21 protein-coding genes are annotated in these 23,231 nt (G+C 57.8%); 9 read left to right on the top strand and 12 right to left on the bottom strand.

Annotated elements, in window-relative coordinates:
- Window positions 1–13 precede the first annotated feature (13 nt).
- From D4A39_RS08640 to D4A39_RS08620, 5 genes are all read right to left on the bottom strand, one after another.
- Entirely contained in the window at window positions 14–1,885 is a 1,872-nt protein-coding gene (locus D4A39_RS08640; RefSeq protein ID WP_022985948.1) for an MFS transporter, read from the bottom strand.
- 58 nt (window positions 1,886–1,943) lie between these two features.
- Window positions 1,944–2,540, bottom strand: a complete 597-nt coding sequence (locus D4A39_RS08635) for a TetR/AcrR family transcriptional regulator (protein ID WP_022985947.1) — start codon at window positions 2,538–2,540, stop codon at window positions 1,944–1,946.
- A 209-nt stretch (window positions 2,541–2,749) separates the two neighbouring features.
- Window positions 2,750–3,436, bottom strand: coding sequence for a PspA/IM30 family protein (locus tag D4A39_RS08630; protein WP_119918026.1), 687 nt, complete (start codon window positions 3,434–3,436; stop codon window positions 2,750–2,752).
- 37 nt (window positions 3,437–3,473) lie between these two features.
- Window positions 3,474–3,746 carry a YiaA/YiaB family inner membrane protein gene (locus D4A39_RS08625; protein WP_022985945.1) on the bottom strand — a complete coding sequence of 91 codons (273 nt, stop codon included), beginning with the start codon at window positions 3,744–3,746 and terminating at the stop codon, window positions 3,474–3,476.
- A 79-nt stretch (window positions 3,747–3,825) separates the two neighbouring features.
- Window positions 3,826–4,458 (bottom strand): acyltransferase, encoded by a 633-nt coding sequence (locus tag D4A39_RS08620; protein ID WP_119917890.1) that lies wholly within the window; start codon window positions 4,456–4,458, stop codon window positions 3,826–3,828.
- Window positions 4,459–4,684: 226 nt separating this feature from the next.
- Here D4A39_RS08620 and D4A39_RS08615 point away from each other — a divergent pair, with 226 nt between their 5' ends.
- Window positions 4,685–5,401 carry a DUF4197 domain-containing protein gene (locus D4A39_RS08615; protein WP_233552444.1) on the top strand — a complete coding sequence of 239 codons (717 nt, stop codon included), beginning with the start codon at window positions 4,685–4,687 and terminating at the stop codon, window positions 5,399–5,401.
- Between the two features lie 132 nt (window positions 5,402–5,533).
- Here D4A39_RS08615 and D4A39_RS08610 read toward each other — a convergent pair whose 3' ends face one another.
- The 3 genes from D4A39_RS08610 to D4A39_RS08600 all read right to left on the bottom strand — a co-directional run bounded on the left by D4A39_RS08610 (window position 5,534) and on the right by D4A39_RS08600 (window position 7,813).
- Window positions 5,534–6,262 carry a glutamine amidotransferase gene (locus tag D4A39_RS08610; RefSeq protein WP_022985942.1) on the bottom strand — a complete coding sequence of 243 codons (729 nt, stop codon included), beginning with the start codon at window positions 6,260–6,262 and terminating at the stop codon, window positions 5,534–5,536.
- 296 nt (window positions 6,263–6,558) lie between these two features.
- Window positions 6,559–7,122, bottom strand: coding sequence for a DNA-3-methyladenine glycosylase I (locus tag D4A39_RS08605; protein WP_119917888.1), 564 nt, complete (start codon window positions 7,120–7,122; stop codon window positions 6,559–6,561).
- Entirely contained in the window at window positions 7,091–7,813 is a 723-nt protein-coding gene (locus tag D4A39_RS08600) for a helix-turn-helix transcriptional regulator (RefSeq protein ID WP_102790656.1), read from the bottom strand. Before D4A39_RS08600 ends, D4A39_RS08605 begins: the two co-directional genes overlap by 32 nt.
- 179 nt (window positions 7,814–7,992) lie before the next feature.
- Between D4A39_RS08600 and glyQ the strand changes: the two genes are divergently transcribed.
- The 5 genes from glyQ to D4A39_RS08575 all read left to right on the top strand — a co-directional run bounded on the left by glyQ (window position 7,993) and on the right by D4A39_RS08575 (window position 13,104).
- Entirely contained in the window at window positions 7,993–8,982 is a 990-nt protein-coding gene (gene glyQ, locus D4A39_RS08595) for a glycine--tRNA ligase subunit alpha (protein WP_022985939.1), read from the top strand.
- A complete protein-coding gene (gene glyS, locus D4A39_RS08590; RefSeq protein WP_119917887.1) occupies window positions 8,982–11,054 on the top strand; it encodes a glycine--tRNA ligase subunit beta in 2,073 nt (690 codons plus the stop codon). The genes glyQ and glyS overlap by 1 nt, the downstream gene beginning before the upstream one ends.
- A gap of 256 nt (window positions 11,055–11,310) precedes the next feature.
- Complete coding sequence (gene gmhB / locus D4A39_RS08585) at window positions 11,311–11,853, top strand: D-glycero-beta-D-manno-heptose 1,7-bisphosphate 7-phosphatase (RefSeq protein ID WP_022985937.1); 543 nt, start codon at window positions 11,311–11,313, stop codon at window positions 11,851–11,853.
- 2 nt (window positions 11,854–11,855) lie between these two features.
- Window positions 11,856–12,581 carry a lysophospholipid acyltransferase family protein gene (locus tag D4A39_RS08580; RefSeq protein WP_119917886.1) on the top strand — a complete coding sequence of 242 codons (726 nt, stop codon included), beginning with the start codon at window positions 11,856–11,858 and terminating at the stop codon, window positions 12,579–12,581.
- Window positions 12,582–12,747: 166 nt separating this feature from the next.
- Entirely contained in the window at window positions 12,748–13,104 is a 357-nt protein-coding gene (locus D4A39_RS08575) for an H-NS histone family protein (protein ID WP_022985935.1), read from the top strand.
- 308 nt (window positions 13,105–13,412) lie between these two features.
- Here D4A39_RS08575 and gyrB read toward each other — a convergent pair whose 3' ends face one another.
- The 4 genes from gyrB to dnaA form a co-directional block, all read right to left on the bottom strand.
- Window positions 13,413–15,830, bottom strand: coding sequence for a DNA topoisomerase (ATP-hydrolyzing) subunit B (gene gyrB, locus D4A39_RS08570; RefSeq protein WP_022985934.1), 2,418 nt, complete (start codon window positions 15,828–15,830; stop codon window positions 13,413–13,415).
- A 9-nt stretch (window positions 15,831–15,839) separates the two neighbouring features.
- Entirely contained in the window at window positions 15,840–16,949 is a 1,110-nt protein-coding gene (gene recF, locus D4A39_RS08565) for a DNA replication/repair protein RecF (protein WP_022985933.1), read from the bottom strand.
- A gap of 600 nt (window positions 16,950–17,549) precedes the next feature.
- Entirely contained in the window at window positions 17,550–18,650 is a 1,101-nt protein-coding gene (gene dnaN / locus D4A39_RS08560; RefSeq protein WP_022985932.1) for a DNA polymerase III subunit beta, read from the bottom strand.
- A 43-nt stretch (window positions 18,651–18,693) separates the two neighbouring features.
- Window positions 18,694–20,109: a chromosomal replication initiator protein DnaA gene (gene dnaA, locus D4A39_RS08555; RefSeq protein ID WP_119917885.1), complete on the bottom strand. Its 1,416-nt coding sequence runs from the start codon at window positions 20,107–20,109 to the stop codon at window positions 18,694–18,696.
- A 788-nt stretch (window positions 20,110–20,897) separates the two neighbouring features.
- On the opposite strand from dnaA, the gene rpmH reads away from it, so the two are divergent.
- Genes rpmH through yidC form a run of 3 tightly spaced genes read left to right on the top strand, consistent with a single transcriptional unit; the run spans window position 20,898 to window position 23,224 of the window.
- Window positions 20,898–21,032 (top strand): 50S ribosomal protein L34, encoded by a 135-nt coding sequence (rpmH, locus tag D4A39_RS08550; RefSeq protein WP_008929683.1) that lies wholly within the window; start codon window positions 20,898–20,900, stop codon window positions 21,030–21,032.
- Window positions 21,033–21,069: 37 nt separating this feature from the next.
- On the top strand, window positions 21,070–21,435 hold the full coding sequence (gene rnpA / locus D4A39_RS08545) for a ribonuclease P protein component (RefSeq protein WP_022985930.1): 366 nt from the start codon (window positions 21,070–21,072) through the stop codon (window positions 21,433–21,435).
- A gap of 40 nt (window positions 21,436–21,475) precedes the next feature.
- Window positions 21,476–23,224: a membrane protein insertase YidC gene (yidC, locus tag D4A39_RS08540; RefSeq protein WP_022985929.1), complete on the top strand. Its 1,749-nt coding sequence runs from the start codon at window positions 21,476–21,478 to the stop codon at window positions 23,222–23,224.
- Window positions 23,225–23,231 lie beyond the last annotated feature (7 nt).

The raw sequence follows: 23,231 nt of genomic DNA, 5'->3' as shown, positions 1-23,231 counted from the left end.
TGCCGCTGTGGCCTCAGGGGCGCTCACGCAGGGCCAGCACCCGGGTTCGCAAATCCGTGGCATCAACCTGTTCTGGCGCCACCGGGTGTCCCACCGCCAGTTTGATCCGTGACCAGAAGCGGCTTGGCAGGCGGGTAAGCGCCTTGCCTCCCTTGTGACTGAAGAAGCTCCCCCACAGTCCGGACAGTGCCATGGGAACCACCGGTACCGGCGTCTCGCCGACGATCTTCTCGATACCGGCACGGAATTCGTCAATCTCGCCGTCACTGGTGAGTTTGCCCTCCGGGAAGATGCACACGACCTCGCCAGCGGCCAGCTCTTCGCGGATACGCACAAACGCCTGTTCGTAAATGGCCGGGTTACGGGTTTTGGAATCGATGGGAATGGTTTTGCCGGTGCGGAAGATGTAGTTCAACAGCGGCATGTCATAAATCGGTTTGAACATCACAAAACGCACCGGGCGACGGATCGCCCCGGCCAGCAGCAATGCATCCACGTAACTCACATGGTTACACACCAGCATGCATGGGCCTTCTTCAGGAATGTTGTCCATCCCCTCATGCTTCACCCGGTACAGGGTGTGGGTAAGCATCCACACCAACAGGCGTATCAGGAACTCCGGCACGACGCTGTAGATATAGCTCGCCACCAGTACATTGGTAATGGCCAGCGCCAGGAAAAACTGCGGAACCGTGAGCTCCAGAAAACCGATCAGCACGATGCCCGCCACCGCCGAAAGGACCATCAACAGGGCGTTGATGATGTTGTTGGCAGCAATGATCCGCGACAAGTGTTTCGGGTTGGCGCGGTGCTGGATAAACGCAAACAGCGGCACGATGTAGAACCCGCCGAACACACCAATACCGAGCAGGTCGAGCAGCACACGGTAGCCGCCTGCCTGCTGCAGGAAGCCCGCGATATCTACCTGCCCCGTACCGGCAAGACCGGCATAGGAGAAAAACAGGTCGATACCAAACACACTCAGGCCGATGGAGCCCAAAGGAACCAGCCCCAACTCCACCCGCTTGCCGGACAGTTTTTCACACAGGAACGAGCCCAGCCCGATGCCGATGGAGAAAGTTCCCAACAACAGCGCATAGAGACCATCGGTGCCGAGCAGATAATCATCCACGTACACTTTCAGCTGAGTGGTATAGGCCGCCCCGAGAAACCAGAACCAGGAGATCCCCAACACACACATCCACACCGATTTCACTTCGCGGGCGTAGCCAACGATATGCCAGGTTTCCTTGAACAGATTCCAGTTCAGTTTCAGTTCGCCATCCGCCGCCGGAGCGGAGGGAATTCCCCGGGCCGCCAGATAGCCCAACACTGCCAGCCCGATGACTGCCACGGCCACCACCCCATCGCCGACCCCTTCCATCTTCAGCAGCACGCCGGAAATGGAGCCGAGCAAAATGGCCAGAAAGGTGCCCATTTCTACCAGTGCATTGCCGGAGACCAGTTCCTTGTCATCCAGATGCTGGGGAATGATGGAGTATTTGATCGGGCCAAAGAAGGTGGACTGCAGCCCCATGCAGAACAGCACGGCCAGCAGAAAATACACCGCGTCGAAGAAGAAACCCACCGCCGCCGCGGACATGATGCAGACCTCAACGAACTTGATTTTGCGCACCAGGCTGGCCTTGTCGTATTTGTCGGCCACCTGGCCGGCCAGTGCCGAGAACAGGAAGAATGGCAGGATAAACAGCGCGAGGGCCACATTGTTCAGGGTGTTCACACTAAGGCCTGTCACCACACCGGAGGCAATCAGCAGGATCAGCGCCTGGCGGAACACATTGTCATTAAAGGCCCCTAAAAACTGGGTAAAAAAGAACGGCCCGAAACGGCGTGACGCCAGCAGAGAGAACAACCCTTTTTTCATTTTTTCGCCTTTTTCTTCCTTGGTAGGGAAGGGCTGAGTTTAACGTTCAAAATTTAAACTATGCCTCCGCCCAACTATTCAGATAATGCTGCAATAACGATTCGATCATCGCCTGCGCATTGACATCCCCGGCGACCACCAGCTTGTCATCCGCTGCCAGCAAGGCAATGCCGTGCACACTTCCCCATAACGTCCTGGCGGCCAGATGAATCTGTGCAGTGTCGTGCCGCTCGGCCAGTTTTGCCATGCGGACCTCCACCTCACGAAAGAGGGCCGCCGTCTTTTTCTGATACCACTCGGGAACCTCCGCAGCATTCTGCATTTGATGCATGAATACCATCTTCCACAGCGGCGTGTGGTCCTGTGCCATGGACACATAGACCTGGGCCATATGTTGCAATTGCTCACGAGCCTCAGGCGACGGGCAATCAATCATCGCCTCAAGCAGCTGCGCCAGGGTATCCGCATTGGCCTGCAGAATCAGATCATCCAGATTGGCGAACACATGGTAAAGCATGCCGGCGGTATAACCGATGCGCTCTGCCACCTTGCGCACACTGAGTTTCTCCAACCCGTGTTCAGCCACAAGGTCCCGTACCGCCTGTATTGCCAGCGCCTGCAATTCTTCACGGCTGTGTTGGTTACGACGTGCCACAGCAACTCCTTATTAACTCGCATAACACCTTTAAGGCCGTTTGCCACAGAGGGCGCAGAGGAAACCCATACACCCTGTGGGAGCGGCCGTTCGACCGCGAAGGCGTCCGGGCCGAAGTATCGCGGTGGAACCACCGCTCCCACGGGAGATTCCTGGCAGGCTTTGCGAAACGTCTTTCTCGGTGAACGCTGTGTTCTCTGTGGTAAAAATCAGCTTTTCAACCCAGCCAGAATCTCTTCTGCCCGACGGCTCTGGTGATCGCCGATCCCCGCTTCCGCCATGCGCTGGTCCAGGCTGTCGCCCAGGCGATCCCCTTGTAACTGCGCTTCACTCTGCCACAACAGGCGACATTCTTCCTGTCGTTGCTGAATCTGCTGCAGGGTGTGCTGGCTGTCGCACAGTCGCTGCGCCAGACCGCGCTGGTCTTGATGGCGTTGCCGGGATTCTCCAAACAGGGTTTCCTGGCTGCGCGCCATGGATTGCTCCTGGCGCAGGGTTTTCAGGGTATCTGCTGCCTGTTTGATAAACGCCTGAAACTCGGTTTTCTGTTGCTCCAGCGTCACGCCTTGCCGGGCAAGGCGGCTTTGCTGTTGCTCCAGATCCGCCAGACGCTTGCCGATATCCAATGCCAGGACATCATTCTCTGCCGCCAGGGCCTGGCGAGCCCCCTCCTCATAGTGCCGACTCTGTCTGCTCAACTCATCGGCACGGCGCTGATTCAGTTTCTCTTCCGCCATCAGCCTTGCCAATTGACGGCGCGCGTCACGCAGGGATTGCTCGGTTTCATACAGCTGCTGGTCCAGCAGCAGCATGTCATTGGCGTTGACGATCTGCTCCATGCTGATACGGGCCTGGCCTCGCATCAGGGTTTTCAGTTTGTTCCACGCTGTTGCCATGGTGTTCTCCTTATTCACATCTGACATTCGACCGGTTTCAGTCGGTGTATTCCTTCAACAATCTTTCCGTCTTCGCCTCACTGATCCGGTTGATCAGACGCCGGGCCTCATGGTCATCGCGCAGGGTCTTGGCAAGGGTGATGGTGGAACCGACCACAAACATGATGCCCATCACCAGGTAGCCCTTGATCCACAGGTCAGTGGGTAACCAGACGATGCCCAGCACCATCAACCCCAGGCTGATCCCGAATGCCGCCTTGACGTAAAAAAGCCAGCCCCCGGAGTGTCGTTGAATCGCACTTTCATCCATGGTGAAACCCTCTTGTTTAACGGTGTTCAATTAAAATGCCAAACAACTAAACGTCGTTCAACAAGAAGGATGTTACCGGCTATGTCGAGGGGTGTTCAGGGGGCGCACCTGGCCGGCGGCCAATGGGCCGGGCAGGGTTGCCCGCCACGATGGTCCAGGGGGGTACATCCTTGGTAACCACGGCCCCCATCCCCACCACGGCGTGATCCCCGAGAGTCACCCCGTCCACGATCCCGACCCGGGCGCCCACCCAGACATCCTTGCCAATGTGGATCCCCTTTGACGTGACCGGCTGCTCGCGCACCGGACGGTCTGCATGCACACCGTGGTTGAAGGCATAAAAGGTGCAGTAAGCGGCAATACGGGAGCCGTCGCCGATATGCACCCCGGCGGCCCCCCCTTCCAGAGTCACATGGTGGTTCAGACTGACATTTAGGCCCAGGCGTACCGGCCCGTGAATGACGCAATCTGCGGCGATTTGGCTGCCATCACCGACGATAATGTCGCGACCGGGTTCTGCCAGCAGCACCGCCTGCGGCGCCACAAAACAGTCCGTTCCAAATGTCACCGTTTCCAGCGCCATCCAGCGTTGCTGAAGGGCCTGCTGCCACGGCTCGGCCCAGGCGCGATGCTTCGGTTTCAGCCGGGCATACAGCCAGGGCATATAGGCGAGGCGTTGCTTGTGTTGTTCGCGGTAATCGTCTTCGGTCATGGAAAGCGAGTGTAAAGTTGAAAGTTCAAAGTTGAAACGCGGGCCAAGCCGATCCGGATGCCAGGCCGTGCCCGCGATTGCCGCTAGGGGCGCTAGGTTCATGGTTTAAATCAGGCGGTGCCTGTTCCGCGCTTTTCCACTTTGAACTTTGAACTTTCAACTCAATGAACAGTTTAGCCGCCCGGACGGGTGCAGTAGCATGTCCGCCAAAACAAAGGAGACTCCCTTGAAGACACGACTTTCTCTTGTCCCCCTGTTGCTTGTCCTGGCGCTGACCGGGTGTCAGCACATGGAAGCGGTCATGCCCTGGGTCAACGCAGGCAACCAGATGGCCAAGGACGCCGGTTACGATACCGAGTCGCGGCTGGTCACCGGCATCAAGGAAGCCCTGATCAAGGGCACCGATACCGCTGCTGCCCAGCTGTCCCGCGAAGGGGCCATGAACCTGCAACTGCCGGACGCTGCCCAGCCAGTGGCCAACACCCTGCGTCAGTTCGGCTTTGGCCGTTATGTAGACCAGCTCGAAACCGCCATGAACCGGGGGGCAGAAAAGGCCGTCGCGGCGGGCGCCCCGGTGTTCAAAAATGCCATCAATGCCATGAGTGTGGATGATGCCCTGGGCATTATTCAGGGCGGGGACACCGCAGCCACCACCTATTTCCGCGGGGAGACGGAAGCCAGCCTGCGCCAGCGTTTTGAACCCATTGTGGAAGACAACCTGCGCAAGACCGGGTTCTATGATCAATATCAGACATTACTGGCGGCCTACGATAAGTTACCACTTACCAACAAGCCGAACCTGGACCTGGAAAAGTACGTTATCGACACCAGCATGGACCAGCTCTACACCCGCATCGGCGAGCAGGAAACCCAGATCCGCCAGAACCCCTTCCAGCAGGGCAGTGCCCTGATCGGCGCGGTGTTCGGTGAACAGGCAGAATAAGTCGCGAGCGACAACGCGGGAATCTTCATCGTGTCTGAAATGCCCTACGCGGACCGAATCAGGAGCACGGGCAGGGCGGCCTGCTTAATGACGAGACCCACCGCGTTGTAGCTTGAAGCTTGTCGCTTGCTCCTACGCCACCTGCGGCAACGTCAGGCGGGCGAAACGGGCCAGGATGCTGCTGGCATCCTGACACTCCCGCACATCCTGAAGATGGGTATCCACCTGCTGCTGGGTAAGACTGTCACCGCTCAACGCCTGCAGGTAGGCACGCATTACATCAGCGCTGAACTCGGGATGAAACTGCACCCCCCAGACACACTCCCCGTACCGGAAGGCCTGACAGGCGTCATGCACATTGCTGGCAAGCACCGTGGCACCCCGGGGCGGCGTCAGTACTGACTGCCTGTGCACCACTTGTGCCCACGGATGCCCGACGATGGCGCTCAATAACGGATCGTGATGCCCCGCCTCGGTGAGCCGCAGGGGCACAGTCCCCACCTCCATTCCCATCGGATTGTCAGCCACTTCCCCCCCCAGGGCATGGGCCAGCAGTTGATGCCCAAAACACAACCCCAGCACCGGCATCGCCGGGCTATCCTTTACCAGGCGATAAAGCCAGTGGGTCAGGGTCCGCATCCAGGGAGTTTGCTCTGTGACCATGGCGTGGGAGCCGGTGATCACCACCCCGGCCAACGATGTCGGTTCGGGCAGCGGCTCACCCTGGTGGGCACTGATTACAGAAGCCGGGCTATTGCCAAGCCCCGCGTGAATCCAGTGATCAAAGTCCCCATAGTGCTGGCTGATCTGGGGATAGGTGTTGCCGGTCTTGATGATGAGGATGGGCTTGCTGTTATTCATTGCTGGGTACCCTGAACGACATCCTGTCTTTGACTACTCTCCATCCTTGGACTCAGCAAGGGGCGTACCAACTTTGTCGTTTCCCACTTTGTTCTCGCAGACAGGACGTAAGAAAGGCCGTGTGGGGGTCCATCACATATTTCGGGAAAGCCCGTTTGAATTCTCCTACCGCCCTTGCCGTGGGCGCGTCGCTGGCGGCGCGATTGTCAGCGTTTTCAAAGGCCGATTTACCGCAGAGACCCCAGGGATTAGGGTAGGAAAGGCGGTTTTCTCTGTGACCTCTGCCTGGGCCTGCGTCAGCACAACTCCCGGTGCCTCGGACAGGTGATGAGGTGATCATTGACCATGCCCACCGCCTGCATGAAGGCATAGGCAATGGTGGGGCCAACGAACTTGAAGCCGGCTTTTTTCAGGGCTTTGCTCATGGCTTCAGCGGTGGGCGTCAGGGCCGGCACCTCGGCAAGCGTCGCAAAATGGTTGATCGTCGGGGTACCGTCGACAAAATCCCAGAGAAAGCCTGACAAGCTCTGTCCGCGATCACGCATGGCGAGAAAGGCCTGGGCATTGCCAATGGTGGCCGCCACCTTGAGTCGATTGCGGATAATCCCGGGATCCGCCAGCAAGGCAGCCACCTTCGCCTCGTCATAACGGGCGATCTTTTCCGGATCGAAGCCATCAAAAACCTGCCGATAGTGCTCACGCTTGCGCAGCACCGTGATCCAGCTGAGGCCCGCCTGGGCACCTTCCAGATTCAGGCACTCGAACAGGGTCTGATCGTCATATTCCGGAACGCCCCATTCTTCATCATGGTAGCGCTGATAGAGCGGGTCATCCCCGCACCAGGGACAGCGGTCTTTCATCGGCTTCTCTCTTTTCACACTGTTCGATTTCCAGGGCTTCATAATCCGCAAGCGTCTGACCAGGCATGACTGGATAATGGCTGCCCAGGGTTTGCAGAATGACGATCCGGTCGACACGAAAATGCCGAAATGCCCTGCGCAATTCGCACCATCCCACCAGGGTCCAGCAATGGCCCCAGAAATACAGCCCCAACGGCCAAAGCGTACGCACACTCTGGGCGTCCAGGGCATCGCGGTAATGAATCTGCACCTTCACTTGATCGGCGATAGCCCGCTGCAGGGGATCGAGCAACGCACCAAGCATCCTTCGCTCGGGCAAGGCTGGCGCGGTTACCGTCGCGGTCTGCGCCCGTAACCGGGCCGGCACCGCCATGGCGAGTTTTTCCTGAACAGCCTGCAAAACTCCCGCCTGGCGCTGCCCAGCCCAACCTTGCGCCATGGCCAACCCGGTCAGCAACGCCTGCCATTCCTCGGCACTGAACATCAGCGGAGGCAGTTGATACCCCTCCAGCAGGGCATAGCCCTTGCCCGCCTGGGCGTAGACCGGCACGCCACTGCCACACAGATGGTCAATATCCCGGTAAATGGTGCGCTCCGACACCTCCAGGCGCTGCGCCAGAGTCTGGGCCGTGGTCCAGGGGTTGGCCCCGATGATCTGTACGATCTGAAACAAGCGTTCCGCGCGTCGCATGCTCTTCCCTGTGATATGTCGCCTGACGGCCTGCCGGCCGATATCCACACCATTCTACCCGGTGTCTACTGACACCCTGCTGTCAGTAGTTGCGAGAGGCGCAACAGCGGTATCACCGCTGCGGACGGCCCGGTATACTTGCGCCTTCGCGGAAAATGTATTGAACAACAGGATTCACCATGGCGGAACAACCGCAGACGGATATCATGACGTTTCAGGGCCTGATTCTGGCCCTTCAGCAATACTGGGCAGAGCAAGGTTGCGTGGTGGTGCAGCCACTGGATATGGAAGTCGGTGCGGGTACCTTTCACCCCTCTACCTTCCTGCGCGCCATCGGCCCGGAGAACTGGAACAGTGCCTACGTGCAGCCTTCCCGTCGTCCCACCGACGGCCGTTACGGGGAAAACCCCAACCGGCTGCAGCACTACTACCAGTTCCAGGTGGTCCTGAAACCGTCGCCGGACAACATCCAGGAGCTGTACCTGGGTTCCCTGCGCATGCTGGGTTTTGATCCGCTGGTCCATGATATCCGCTTTGTGGAAGACAACTGGGAATCCCCAACGCTGGGCGCCTGGGGACTGGGTTGGGAAGTGTGGCTCAATGGCATGGAAGTGACCCAGTTCACCTACTTCCAGCAGGTGGGCGGCATCGACTGCTACCCGGTGACCGGGGAAATCACCTACGGTCTTGAGCGTCTCGCCATGTACATCCAGGGCGTGGATTCGGTCTACGATCTGGTGTGGTCCGATGGTCCCTTCGGCAAGGTCACCTACGGTGATGTGTTCCTGCAAAACGAAGTGGAAATGTCCACGTTCAACTTCGAGCACGCCAACGTGGAAGAGCTGTTCAAGCAGTTCGACCTGTTCGAATCCGAGTCCACCAAGCTGATCGAGGCCGGCCTGCCGCTGCCCGCCTATGAATATGTCCTGAAGGCCTCGCACACCTTCAACCTGCTGGATGCCCGCAAGGCCATCTCTGTCACCGAACGCCAGCGCTTTATCCTGCGGGTACGCACCCTGGCCCGGGCCGTGGCCCAGGCCTACTTCGATGCGCGCCGCACGCTGGGTTTCCCCATGGCCGACGACGCCATTCGTGAGGAAGTGATGGCAGAGCTGCAAAAGCAGGATGAGAAAGCCGCCAAACAGGCGAACAAGAAGGGGAAGAAATAATGTCCCGGGATTTGCTGATTGAACTGGGCACCGAAGAGCTGCCCCCAAAAGCGCTGCCGAACCTGAGTGCGGCGCTCACCGACGAGTTTGTTCGCCAGCTGGATGAAGCAGGACTGAATCACGGTGACGTAGAAAGCTTTGCCGCCCCCCGTCGTCTGGCGGTACTGGTACGTGGCCTGGACGACAAGCAGGCTGACCGTGACATCGAACGCCAGGGTCCGGCCGTACAGGCGGCCTTCGACAAGGACGGCAACCCCACCAAGGCCGCCCAGGGCTTTGCCGCTTCACTGGGTCTGACCGTGGACCAACTGGGCCGCCAGGACACCGGCAAGGGCGAACGTCTGGTCGCCAACATTACCGAGCAGGGCAAGCCCACCGTTGAGCTGGTGCCGGAATTCTTTGCCCAGGCAATTCAGAAACTGCCGATCCCCAAGCGCATGCGCTGGGGCAAACGCAAGGTACAGTTTGTGCGCCCCGCGCACTGGCTTGTGGCGCTGTTTGGTGACGAAGTAGTGCCGTTCGAGTTGCTGGACCTGCAATCCGGTCGCACCAGCTATGGCCACCGTTTCCACTCACCGGGTGCCATCGAGCTGGCCAACGCCGGTGAATACCCGACACGGATGGAAAATGACGGTCATGTGATCGCTGACTTCAATCGCCGCAAGGCCATGATCGAAGAACAGGCCATTGCCGCGGGCAAGCAGGCCGGCGGCACAGCGCAGATTGACCCTGACCTGCTCAACGAAGTTACCGCGCTGGTGGAATGGCCTGAAGCCCTCACCGGCAGCTTCGACGAGGACTTCCTGCGGGTCCCCCAGGAAGCACTGATCAGCGCCATGGAAGAACACCAGAAGTACTTCTCTGTTCTGGACGCCAACGGCAAGCTGATGCCCAGGTTCATTACCATCAGCAACATCCAGTCCAAGGATGCTGAACAGGTCATCGCCGGCAACGAGAAAGTGATTCGTCCGCGTCTGGCCGATGCGGCGTTTTTCTACGACAACGATTGCAAGAAGACCCTGGCGCAACACGGCGAGGGATTGGCCAATGTGGTGTTCCAGCAGCAGCTGGGTACCGTGGCGGACAAATGCCAGCGCATTGGTGCCCTGGCGGCAGTGATTGCCGAGCAGATTGGTGGCGATGCGGCCCAGGCCAAACTGGCGGGCGAGCTGAGCAAGGCCGACCTTAACAGCGAGATGGTGTACGAGTTCGACACCATGCAGGGCATCATGGGTTACTACCTGGCCCAGCGTGAAGGCCAGCCGGAAGAGGTCGCCAACGCGCTGTACGAGCAGTACCTGCCGCGCTTCGCCGGCGACAGACTGCCGCAGAGCAAGACTGGCATGGCCGTCTCTCTGGCCGACAAGATTGATACCCTGGTGGGCATCTTCGGCATCGGCCAGAAGCCCAGCGGCACCAAGGATCCCTATGCCTTGCGTCGCGCCACCCTGGGGGTGCTGCGCATCATCATCGAAAACGGTCTCGCCATTGACCTGCGTGAGCTGCTCGATCAGGCAGGCCAGCAACTTGGCGAACGCATTGATGCCAGCCAGATCGACGAGGCGTTCGATTTCATCAAGGGCCGTTACCGCGCCATGTACCAGGAGCGGGGCATTGCCACCCCGGTGATCCTGTCGGTACTGGCCATCGACGACGCCTGCCGCAAGCCACTGGATTTCGACCGACGCGTGAAAGCCGTTGCCGATTTCCAGCAGCGTGAAGAAGCTGCCGCGCTGGCCGCCGCCAATAAGCGGGTGTCCAACATTCTGGCCAAGCTCGACGGGGAACCGCCCGAAGAGATCGACGGCGCTCTTCTGGAAGACGACGCCGAACAGACCCTGACCAATCTGGTCGTGGCCAGCTATGAGCAATCCGAACCGCTGCTGGAGCAGGGTGACTATCAGGGCGTGCTGGAAATGCTGGCCGAGCTGCGTGAACCGGTCGATGCCTTCTTCGACACCGTGATGGTGATGGCCGAAGATGAAGCCGTACGCAACAACCGGCTGGCGTTGCTCGCATTCCTGCGTGACCTGTTCCTGAACGTGGCCGACATCAGTCTGCTGCAAGAGTAAGACGCAACACACTGCACGCATCAAGCAACACGCAAAACCGGGCCGCAGTCACTGCGGCCTTTGTTTATACACCCAACACTGCTGTAGGAGCGTCGCTGGCGGCGCGATCACAACGTCGTGAGTGATGAAAACGAGTTTCGAAAGATAAAACCCTCAGACCATTCGGTTTCAAGGTTTTAGAAACTCGTTACCCGTCCCAGGCCAAGATGTTCGCGCCGCGAGCGATGCTCCTACAACTAAGGCACAGGGTTTATTCATGAACAAACTCATTATCCTCGACCGCGACGGGGTCATTAACGAAGACTCCGATGCCTACATCAAGACGGTAGACGAATGGGTTCCAATCCCGGGCAGCATCAAGGCCATCGCACGGCTCAGCCAGGCCGGATATACCGTGGTGGTAGCCACCAATCAGTCCGGGATTGGTCGTGGCTACTACGACGTGGCCACCCTGGATGCCATGCATGCGCGGATGCGTGAATTGGTAGCCGCGCAGGGCGGTGAAATGGGCGGTATTTTCTACTGTCCCCACGGCCCGGACGATGGCTGCGACTGCCGCAAACCCCTTCCCGGTCTGATCGACCAGATTGTTACCGAGTATGGCGATGTCACCGGAGCGCCACTGATTGGTGATAGCCTTAGGGACCTGCAAGCGGGAATCGCTCGCCACTGCCAACCGGTACTGGTACTCACCGGTAAAGGACAAAAGACCCTGGACAAGGGCCTGCCCGAGAACTTGGGTGACGTGGCTATTTTTGATTCTCTTGCCGACTTTGTTGATCACACCTTGAAGGACTAGGTATGCAGCACGACACACCGTCGCTGTCGATCAAGGTTCGCAGCGCGCTGTTTTTCGTGCTGTATAACCTTGCCGGAATCATTTACAGCTTTTTCTGCGTCATCGTTGGCTTCTGGCTGCCGATGCGCCCCCGCCATCGTTTTATCAACCAGTGGACTCACCTGACCATGTGGCTCGACCGCCACCTCAATGGGGTGAAGGTGCAGCTGGAAGGGGCCCGTAACCTGCCCGATAGCCCCTGCGTGGTGCTCTCCAATCACCAGAGCAGCTGGGAAACCTTTTTCCTGCAAACGCTCATCTGTCCGCAGACTACCGTGGTCAAACGGGAGCTGTTGTGGATCCCGTTTTTCGGTTGGGGGCTGGCCCTGCTCAACCCCATTCGCATTGACCGCAGCAAAGGCAATGCCGCACTGAAATCCCTGCTCAAGCAAGGCAAGGAACGGCTGCAACAGGGACTACCGGTAGTCATTTTCCCGGAGGGGACCCGCCAACTCCCGGGTACCATCGGTCGCTTCAATCATGGCGGCACCATGCTGGCCTGCCAGGCCGGTGTCCCGGTGGTAGCCATCAGTAGCAACAGCGGTGATTGCTGGCCCAAAGGCACCTGGATTCGCTATCCCGGCACCATCACCGTTCGCATCAGCCCCCCGATCGGCACAGAAGGCAAGAAAGCCCAGCAGGTCACTGCAGAAGTACAGCAGTGGATTCAGGAGCATTATCCAGGATAGAGAAAGGTTGCCGTCGTCAGATCATTAGCTATGGGAGCTTGCAGGCATACTCCCACCACGGCAGTTTCCTGCGCCACAGCTATTTTAACCAAACCGTTATTGCCAACCCTGCTTAAAATACTTAGAGTCGTCGCGCAGTTAAATGACAAATCACAAGGGCATTATAATGACCATCAATCTTGATGAACTTTCCATCGACGAACTGGAAAAACTGATCAAGCAGGCGGAAGCCGCACTGGATAAAAAGCGTAAGGCTGAGCTGAAAAATGCCCAGGCGGTACTGGAAAAGATGGCCAAGGAACTGGGCGTAGATCCTTCTGAACTGCTGAAGCCCAACGATAAGAAAAAGACCCCTCGCAAGAAAACGGCTGGCAAGAAAAAAGCAGGGGTACGCAAACCTGCTGCAGTGAAATTCCGCGACCCCAACAACAGCAGCAACACCTGGACTGGCCGCGGTAAACGTCCGCTGTGGTTGCAGGATGCGCTGGCCAAAGGCGCCAAGCTGGAAGATTTTGCGGTGTAAGGCAACGCCGACACGCTTGCACGTAAAGAAAAAGCGAACCCATCGGGTTCGCTTTTTTTATGGGTTCATCATCAATTGACGCAATCAGCATCAGCTTCCCGTAGGCGCGTCGCTCGCGGCGCGATCACAAAGTCGCGAGTTTCGAGAAGCGAGTTTCGAAAGGCAAAATCAGCAGATCTGATGGCTTAAAGGTTTTCGACACTCGTTACTCGCTCCTGACCAACAGGATCGCTCCACGCTGGCGCCGGTTGATAAACAAAGGCCGCAGTGTCTGCGGCCTCGATTTAGCGTGTTGCCTGTTGCGTTAATTACACATCCAGGTTCGATACCTGCAACGCGTTGGACTCGATGAACTGACGACGGGGATCCACATCATCGCCCATCAGGCAGGTAAAGATCTGGTCCGCCGCAATGGCGTCTTCGATGGTCACCTGCAGCATACGGCGGCTCTCGGGATCCATAGTCGTTTCCCACAGCTGCTCGGCATTCATTTCACCCAACCCTTTATATCGCTGGATAGCCGTACCGCGACGGGCCTGGATCATCAGCCACTCCAGCGCTTCCGCAAAGTGGCGAATCGGCCGCTGGGTTTCGCCACGCTGCACATAGGCATCCTCTGCCAGCAGGCCTTCCAGGGTCTCGCCCAGTGCCTTGATCTTCTGGTAGTCCGGAGACTGAAGAAAATCGATAGTCACTTGATATTCGCGGGGTACACCGTGAGCAAGTACTCGCACACGTGGCAAGAAGAGGCCACGCTCTTCGTCCTTGCGGGCACTGATGGTAAAGGTCTGGGTAGCATCCGTAATGGCATCCACACGCTTGCCCAAACTCTCACACCAGCTTTCCATGCCCGCCTGGTCTTTCAGGCTGTCTTCAGACAGGGAGGGCATGTAAATCATTTGCTCCAGCACTTCCTCAGGGAAGACCCGGGACTGACGATCCACAATTTTCATCACATTGCGGTATTCCGCAATCAGGTTGGCCAGCGGTTCACCACTGATCGGCGGCGCATCGTTACCCGGGTACAAGGAGGTCTTTTCCAATGCCAGGGTCGTGAGGTACTCCTCCATGGCCGGATCATCCTTGATATAGGTTTCCTGCTTGCCTTTCTTCACCTTGTACAGCGGCGGCTGGGCAATATACACATAGCCACGTTCAATCAGCTCTGGCATTTGACGGAAGAAGAAGGTCAGCAGCAAGGTACGAATGTGGGAGCCGTCCACGTCCGCATCGGTCATGATGATGATGCGGTGGTAACGCAGCTTTTCCACGTTGTATTCATCACGGCCGATACCGCAGCCCAGGGCCGTGATCAGGGTGCCCACTTCCTGGGAAGAGAGCATCTTGTCGAAACGCGCCTTTTCCACATTGAGGATCTTGCCCTTCAGCGGCAGGATCGCCTGATTCTTGCGATCGCGGCCCTGTTTGGCCGAGCCCCCCGCAGAGTCACCCTCCACAATGTACAGTTCAGAGAGGGCAGGGTCCTTTTGCTGGCAATCCGCCAACTTGCCTGGCAAGCCGGCAATATCCAGCGCCCCTTTACGACGGGTCATTTCGCGCGCCTTACGGGCCGCATCCCGTGCACGCGCGGCATCAATGATCTTCTGGGTAATGGCCTTTGCTTCACCCGGGTTTTCCAGCAGATAGTCCTGGAAAAGCTCTCCCATGGTCTGCTCTACCGCCCCCTTGACCTCGGAGGACACCAGCTTGTCCTTGGTCTGGCTGGAGAACTTGGGATCCGGCACCTTCACGGAAATCACCGCTGTCAGGCCCTCCCGCGCGTCATCACCGGACGGGTTGGCCTTTTCTTTCTTGAGCAGACCTTCCTTGTCCATGTAGTTGTTCAGGGTACGGGTCAACGCCCCCCGGAACCCCGCCAGGTGGGTACCGCCATCCCGCTGGGGGATATTGTTGGTGAAACAAAAGATGTTTTCCTGGTAGGAATCATTCCACTGCATGGCCACTTCCACGGCAATACCGTCTTCCTCACGGTCATACTGGAAGTGAAACACCTGATTCAGTGGCGTCTTGTTCTCGTTCAGGAAGCTGACAAAGGCGCTCAGGCCCCCTTCATATTCGAACACTTCCTCTTCACCGCTACGCTCATCTTTTAGATGAATACGCACACCGGAGTTCAGGAAGCTCAGTTCACGCAGGCGCTTGGCCAGAATGTCGTAGTGGAACTTGATGTTGCTGAAGGTCTCAGCAGAAGGGCGGAAGTGGATGCTGGTCCCGCTGGAGTCCGTGTTACCTACGACATCCAGGGGTTTGTCCGGCACACCATGACGGTAGATCTGCTCGTGGACCTGGCCATTACGCCGAATCGTCAGCTTCAGCTCTTCGGAGAGGGCATTCACTACGGACACCCCTACACCGTGCAGCCCGCCGGATACCTTGTAGGTATTGTCATCGAACTTGCCGCCGGCGTGCAGTACGGTGAGGATTACCTCTGCCGCTGAAACCCCTTCTTCCTCATGGATATCCACCGGAATTCCGCGACCATTATCCTGAATGGAGACGGATTCGTCCGGGTGAATGACAACCTTGATCTCGGAACAGAAGCCAGCAAGAGCTTCATCGATGGAGTTATCCACCACCTCAAAGACCATATGATGCAGACCGGTGCCATCATCCGTGTCACCAATGTACATGCCGGGGCGCTTGCGAACGGCATCCAACCCTTTCAGCACCTTGATGCTGGATGAATCGTAATTTTTCTCCGCCATGCTCTTTCCTTATTCACTCCCGGTAAGGGATCGAAGCTTGCCATGTTCCACGTGGAACATTTTGCTCTCGATCGCCTGTAAAGCGTTGTTGTCATTCACGATGGCCGCCCATTGGGGCGCATCCAGCGCGGTTATCAATGTCTGGTGGCCCGTCATCGCCAGGTATTGAAGCAGACGGTGACGGTGCTCTTCGTCCAGCTCTGCGGCCAGATCATCCACCAGCAGGGTACACACCTTGCCCACTCGCTGTATCAGCGGTAACTGGGCCAACACCATGCCATACGCCACCAGCTTGGCCTGACCACGGGACAACCGGTCCCGGGCCACTACCTCACCGATATCAATGCGAATATCCGACCGGTGAAACCCCGCCTGGCTGAACCCCCTGCGGATATCGTCTTGCCGCAAGCGCTGCAGCGCAGCAAGAGTGTCTTCGCCTTTTTGGCGCCCGGTCTGCAGCCGTAAACGGATCTTCATGTCCGGCGATAGCACAGCCAGGGCGTCATCAAGTCCAGCCTGCAGTTCTTTCAAATAGCTGCGGCGTAACCCTTCGATTCTATCAGAAGTCTGCGCCAGTTGCTGATCCCAAAAGCCCAATTCCCGCGGGTTTATGCTGCCACTGCGTAAAAGCGCATTGCGTTGCTTCAACGCAGCATTGGCGGTGCGCCAGAGGGGCATAAACTCATGTTCCACGTGGAACATTCCCCAGTCCATAAAGCGGCGACGCAGAGCCGAAGCCCCAAACACCAGGTCCACGGAGCCGGGGTGAAGCGCCAGTACCGGAAGCAATGTGGCCACCTCACTGAGGGCCTTCGGGGTAGCACCATCCAGCTTGATCGCATCAATGCCGCCCGGCGTCCGGCGAACCCCAAGACGGCGAACACTTTCACCATCATGCACTTCCGCGTAGAGCGTCGCAGCTTCCGCCCCGTCACGCACAAGACGAGACAGGCGCCCCCCCCGAAACGAACGCCCGCCACTACCAATAAAATAGATCGCCTCTAGCAGGCTGGTCTTGCCACTGCCGTTATCACCCAGGATTACATTCAGGGAAGGAGACAGGCTGACATCCGCCTGACGGTAGTTACGAAAATCTCCCAGCTGGAGACGATTCAACATAAATCCGGATCCTGACCCCAAAGACAGCACTGGCACCAGCGCAAAACAACCGCACCGGCAAACGAATTGGACATTGATTGTAGCGCAGGCAGCCCCGGACTGCCTGCGCCCCCAAGCCACCTTTCTCCACAGCAAGACACAGGCTACCCACAGACCTATCCACAGGGCGAAGAAACCCCTAGCCCAAGCTTAAGGAGCCTCTGAACAACGCCTTGCGTACCCAGTCTTTCAGGCTGGCTCACCCCCTCTATGGACTAAAAAGTAAAGAGGGGCGCGCGTTTGAAGGTGTATATCCATCCATCGGCTCTTCACCTTCGAAAGAAGCGCAACAACGAGGGCGGGCCAGCCTGGAAGCCCCTACGCTCCCTGACGAGCATACAGGCGCGGCCTGGAGCGCCCATCTGCTGCGCCTTGCCTCCACACCCTTACCGTCGAGACAAGACAGCTGCACGCTTCAGGACACGCTGAGCATGCAAGGCGTTATTCAGAGGCTCCTTGAATGAACCGCGAGAAGGAAGAGGCTGACGCGCTCATCAACGATAAACCACAAAAAAGCCCGGCAAATGCCGGGCTTTTTCTATCCAGAACAGTCAGGTCACATCACAGCCGCATGGGCATCACCACATACAGTGCCGCCTTACTCTCCGGATCGAAGACCAGGGCACTGCTGTTGCTGTCACCCATCTCCAGTTCCGCCTGGGTGCCAGACATGGTGTTCAACACATCCAGCAGATAACTCACGTTAAAGCCGATTTCCAGCGGCTGGCCATTGAAGTCCACAGACACTTCCTCTTCCGCTTCTTCCTGCTCGGGGTTGTTGGCCACAATACGCAGGCTGCCTTCGGCCAGCTGGACACGCACGCCGCGGTACTTTTCATTGGAAAGAATCGCCACCCGGGCCAGCGCCTGGCGCAGGGTTTCACGATCGGCAATCACGTGCCGGGTGCCTTCCTTGGGAATCACACGATCGTATTCCGGGAACTTGCCATCGACCAGCTTGGAGGTGAAGGTAATCGCGCCCACCACGATCCGCACATGGTTGCGACCGATCGTCAGCCGCGCGACTTCACCGGCATCCCCAAGGATACGAGACAGCTCCATAACCCCTTTGCGCGGCAGAATGACAGAAGCCTCTTCTACCGGTGCCTCCAGCTCGGCATCGCACAATGCCAGGCGATGGCCATCGGTGGCAACCGCACGCAGACGGCCCGGCTTGAGCTCGAACAACATGCCATTGAGGTAGTAGCGAACGTCCTGCTGGGCCATGGAGAACGCGGTGCGGTCAATCAGGCTGCGCAGTACATTGGGCTGGATATCCAGCGTAGAACCCGCAGCATCTTCTTCCTGGTTGGGGAACTCGGAGGCGGGCAGGGTGGACAGGGTGAACCGGCTACGCCCGGAACGCACCAGCATGCGCTCGCCATCGACCTCAAACCGGATATCCGCTTCGGCAGGCAAGCTCTTGGCAATATCCACCAGCTTGCGTGCCGGCACCGTGGTTTCACCCGGCTGCATTTCCCCTTCCAGCGGCAGGCGAGCGACCAGCTCCAGTTCCAGGTCCGTGCCCGTCATGGAAAGCTGCCCATCGCCCACTTCCAGCAACACATTGGAGAGCACCGGCAGGGTCTGACGTTTTTCCACCACCGCAGCCACCTGCTGCAAGGGCTTGAGGAGCTGTTCTCTATTGATTGAGAATTTCATCGCGCTATCCCGTTCTGGTTACCTTCCTGGATGTGGTCCCTGCTCAGGACGTCAGCGTCCGCAGCAGGTTCTGATAATCTTCTTCAATTTCCGGGTTGGATTCCCGTAACTCCAGCACCTTACGGCAGGCGTGCAGTACGGTGGTGTGATCCCGGCCACCAAAGTTCTCACCGATTTCCGGCAGGCTGTGGCTGGTCAACTCCTTGGAGAGCGCCATGGCCACCTGACGTGGACGCGCCACCGAGCGGGTTCGCCGGGGCGAAAGCAGATCGTTGATCTTGATCTTGTAGTACTCGGCCACAACCCGTTGAATATTGTCGATACTGATCTGCCGCGCCTGAAGGGCAATCAGGTCCTTCAACGCTTCCTTGATCAGCCCGATATCGATCTGCGCACCCGTAAATCGCACATGGGCGATCACCCGCCGCAGCGCCCCTTCCAGTTCCCGTACATTAGACCGGATTCGTTGCGCAATAAAGAAGGCGGCATCATTGGGCAGGTCGACCTTGGCCTCTTCCGCCTTCTTCTTGAGAATCGCGACACGGGTTTCCAGCTCCGGCGGCTCCATGGGCTGAGACAACCCCCAGCCAAAGCGACTCTTGAGACGCTCTTCCAGGCCGTCCACTTCCTTCGGGAATTTGTCGCAGGTAAGGATGATCTGCTGCCCGTTTTCCAGCAGAGCATTGAAGGTATGGAAGAACTCTTCCTGGGACTGCTCCTTTCCTGCAAAAAACTGAATATCATCAATCAACAGGGCATCCACACTACGGTAGAAGCGCTTGAACTCATTGATGGTCTTGTTACGCAGCGCCGAGATCATATCCGCCACAAAGCGCTCACTGTGCAGGTACACCACCTTGGCATTGGGGTTACGGCGCATCAGCTCGTTGCCCACCGCATGCATCAGGTGAGTCTTGCCGAGCCCCACACCGCCATACAACAACAGCGGGTTATAGCCATGGCTGGCCGGGTTCTCCGCTACCTGCTGGGCCGCCGCCGCCGCCATGCGATTCGACTTGCCCTCGACAAAGGTGGAAAACGTAAAGCCGGTATTGAGATTGCTACGGTGCTTGCGGGCACCACCGACTTCCGCCACGGGGGGACGAGACTCAGGAGCCTCTTGATGCGCCTGAATGCCATTGAAGGGCTGGGAGGCAGGGCGAGCCGTGGCAGGCTCTGCCGCGGGCGCCACAGGCGCAGGAGCAGGGCGGCTGGAACCGACCTCCAGACGCAATTGCGGCAACGGCCCTGACTGCATCTCACCCAGTACCTCGCCAATCCGGTCCAGGTACTTGTCGCGCACCCAGTCCACCACAAAGCGGTTGGGCGCAAACAGGGTCAGCTCGGCACCATCTGCGGACGCCGCAACCTGTAGCGGGCGGATCCACATGTTGTATTGCTGTGACGGCAACTCATCTTCGAGCCGCGTCAGACAGCGTTGCCAGAGCTCTTCAGACACAAAACCGCCTTGCTCGCTTGTCGTTATACAGAGAAAGAGGGCTCAAGGTGAACCCGAATCGAGCCAGCCATTCTACCCTCAGGCAGGCGCACCTATCCACAGGGCAAGAGGCATTTTTTGCAATCATTCACTCTGTGGATAACTACGACTATAACCATGTGAATTCCCACAGGGACAACCCCGTGGATAACCACAGGGATGACTTATACACACAGTTAATGACAGGTCTTCCCCGCATCATCCCCGCAGACAACACAGGGTAGTACGCAAGTTATCATTACACCAAGATATTGAATTTATTGTGTTTTCAAGACTTACCCACAGAATCCGGCGAGCCCTATAACTACCAATACAACTAATAAATACTTAAATATATAAATTCTATTAACAGTGACCGTTTCAAAAGGGGTCGAACATGCTCAAGGTTCAACCCTCAATCCGTAAAGGGCGTGAATCAGAGCGGTAATGGATCGGATGAAGTGTTGGGGGGCCTCCACAGTCAGCGGTTGGAGCGTCGGTTATTCGCTTCGCTCACCCTGCGGGCATTCCTTCGCTGCGCTCCGTGAACGTGCAATTCCACGCCTGGGCTAAAAACCGTTTCAGCACAGGAGACATTTCACCCACAAAGAAAAGCCATGTTTGCTCTCAGGCTCCAGTGAGCAGGAACAACCCAAAGATCCGCCCCTTCCGGCGACAATCCCGTCACCCAATATCGTTGACACTGCGGGCAGGATTCCCTAGACTTGCCGCCCTTCTAAATAGCAGTCTATTTCCACAGGTAAGACGCCATGAAACGTACATTTCAGCCCAGCGTACTGAAGCGCAAGCGCGCCCACGGTTTCCGTGCCCGTATGGCCACCAAGAATGGTCGCAAGGTACTGGCTGCTCGCCGTGCCAAGGGTCGCAAGCGGTTGGCTGCCTAAGCCAACCGTTTTCTCCTGCCCTCCGGCTGAGGTAACTGTGCCTTTGTCCCAGGCCTTTACCCGGCAACACCGACTTCTCACCGGTTCCCACTATCAGGCTGTTTTTGACCACGCTTCCTGGAAGGTGGGCAATGCTTCGTTTTTGTTGATGGCAAAAGCCTCAGAGGAACCCCTGCCTCGACTGGGTCTGGTGATTGGACGCAAGCGCGCCAAACGGGCAGTTGACCGGGCCTGTATCAAGCGCCGAGCCCGTGAACAGTTCCGGCTTCGCCAACAGAGCCTTCAGGGTCTGGATATTATCTTGCTGGTCCGCGGTCGTGTGGATCACCCCGATCCTGCCCTCGTCAGCCAACAGCTAGGCCAGCTTTTCGACAAGCTGCTTGCCAAGTGCCGGCAGGCTTGAGAAACTGCGGCCCGTTTTTCACGCCAAAGATAAGCCTCTTATGGAAATCCCGCGCGCCTTAGTGATTACTGGCATTGCCATCGTCTCCTACCTGATGATTCAGGCTTGGCAGAAAGACTATGCCAACCCCACCCAACCCGCTGCTACCGAGCAAGTGGCTGACGCCGGCAACGCGTCCCCCGATCTTCCGGCTCCCCAGTCTGATCTGGGCCAGGATAATGGGGTGCCCTCTGCGCAAGCCGAAACCGCAGCGGCTGACGCACTGGGCCTGCCTGCGGTGGAAAACACGCAGACCTCCGCCTCGTCACGGCACATTGAAGTCAACACCGACGTATTGCGAGTCGAAATCGACCTGCAAGGTGGGGATATCGTACGGCTGGCGCTTCCTGACTACCCCATTCATGTCGAGACACCAGATCAGCCATTTGTGCTGATGGAGCAGGATGCTACCCGTACCTATGTTGCCCAGAGCGGCCTGGTGGGGACTAACGGCACCGATTCCAGCGCGGGCCGACCACTGTGGTCAGCAGCGTCGGAACGCTACACCCTGAATGAAAGTGACAATGAGCTGAATGTTGACCTGACCCTGAGCCAGGACAATGGTGCGCAAATCATCAAGCGCTATACCTTTGAAAAAGGCAGCTATCTGGTCCGTGTCAGCCATATCGTCCGCAACCAGGGCAATAGTGAATGGTCCGGGGCCCTGTACGGGCAGATCAAACGCGATGGCAATGACGATCCGGGTCTGGCCAAGCAGGGCTGGGCGCCCATGCCGACGTATCTTGGGGCCGCCTACTGGGATACCGAAAAGCCCTACAACAAGCTGGACTTCGATGACATGCAGGAAAGCCCTCTGAACCTCACGGTAGAGGGCGGCTGGCTGGCCATGGTGCAGCATTACTTTGTCTCAGCCTGGATTCCCGACCCGCAGCAGCGTAACCACTATTCCAGCGTCTACCTGAATCAGCGTGATCAGTACCTGCTGCGTTTTGTGTCTCCCACCGTGAAAGTGGCGCCGGGCGAAGAAAAAGTCCTGTATGCCGAGTTTTATGCCGGGCCGAAAACCCAGGATCACCTGGAAGCCATCAGCCCGGGCCTGAACATGACCGTGGACTATGGCTGGCTGTGGTTTATTTCCCAGCCGATCTTTGCCCTGCTGGTGTTCCTGCAGAGCGGCGAAGTGTCCATTTTCGGCATGGATATCGATATCGGTGGCGGCGTCAGCAACTGGGGCGTGGCGATCATTCTGTTGACCTTCATCATCAAGGCAATCTTCTTCAAGCTTAGCGCGACCAGCTATCGTTCCATGGCAAAGATGCGCAAGGTGGCTCCCGAGATGCAGCGCATCAAGGAGCAGAACAAGAACGATCGTCAGAAAGCGCAGATGGAAACCATGAAGTTGTTCCAGCGGGAAAAGATCAACCCGCTGGGTGGCTGTCTGCCGATGCTGGTGCAGATGCCGGTGTTCATCGCCCTGTACTATGTGCTACTGGAATCGGTGGAGCTGCGCCAGGCGCCGTTCTTCCTGTGGATCAATGACCTGTCGGTGATGGATCCCTATTTCGTGCTGCCGATCCTGATGGGCGCCTCCATGTTCCTGCAGACCCGCCTTAACCCGACCCCGGCGGATCCCATGCAGGCCCAGGTGATGAAGTGGATGCCGATCGTGTTCTCCGTCTTCATGTTGTGGTTCCCGGCTGGTCTGGTGCTGTACTGGCTGACCAACAATATCCTGTCCATTGCCCAGCAGTGGGTCATCACCAAAAACATCGAAAAAGGCAACGACTAACGTCGTT

This window comes from Alcanivorax profundi (genome assembly GCF_003597125.1).
GTDB lineage: Bacteria > Pseudomonadota > Gammaproteobacteria > Pseudomonadales > Alcanivoracaceae > Alcanivorax > Alcanivorax profundi.
The sequence above is the reverse complement of the archived record's forward strand: the minus strand, read 5'-3'. Positions and strand labels throughout refer to the sequence as shown.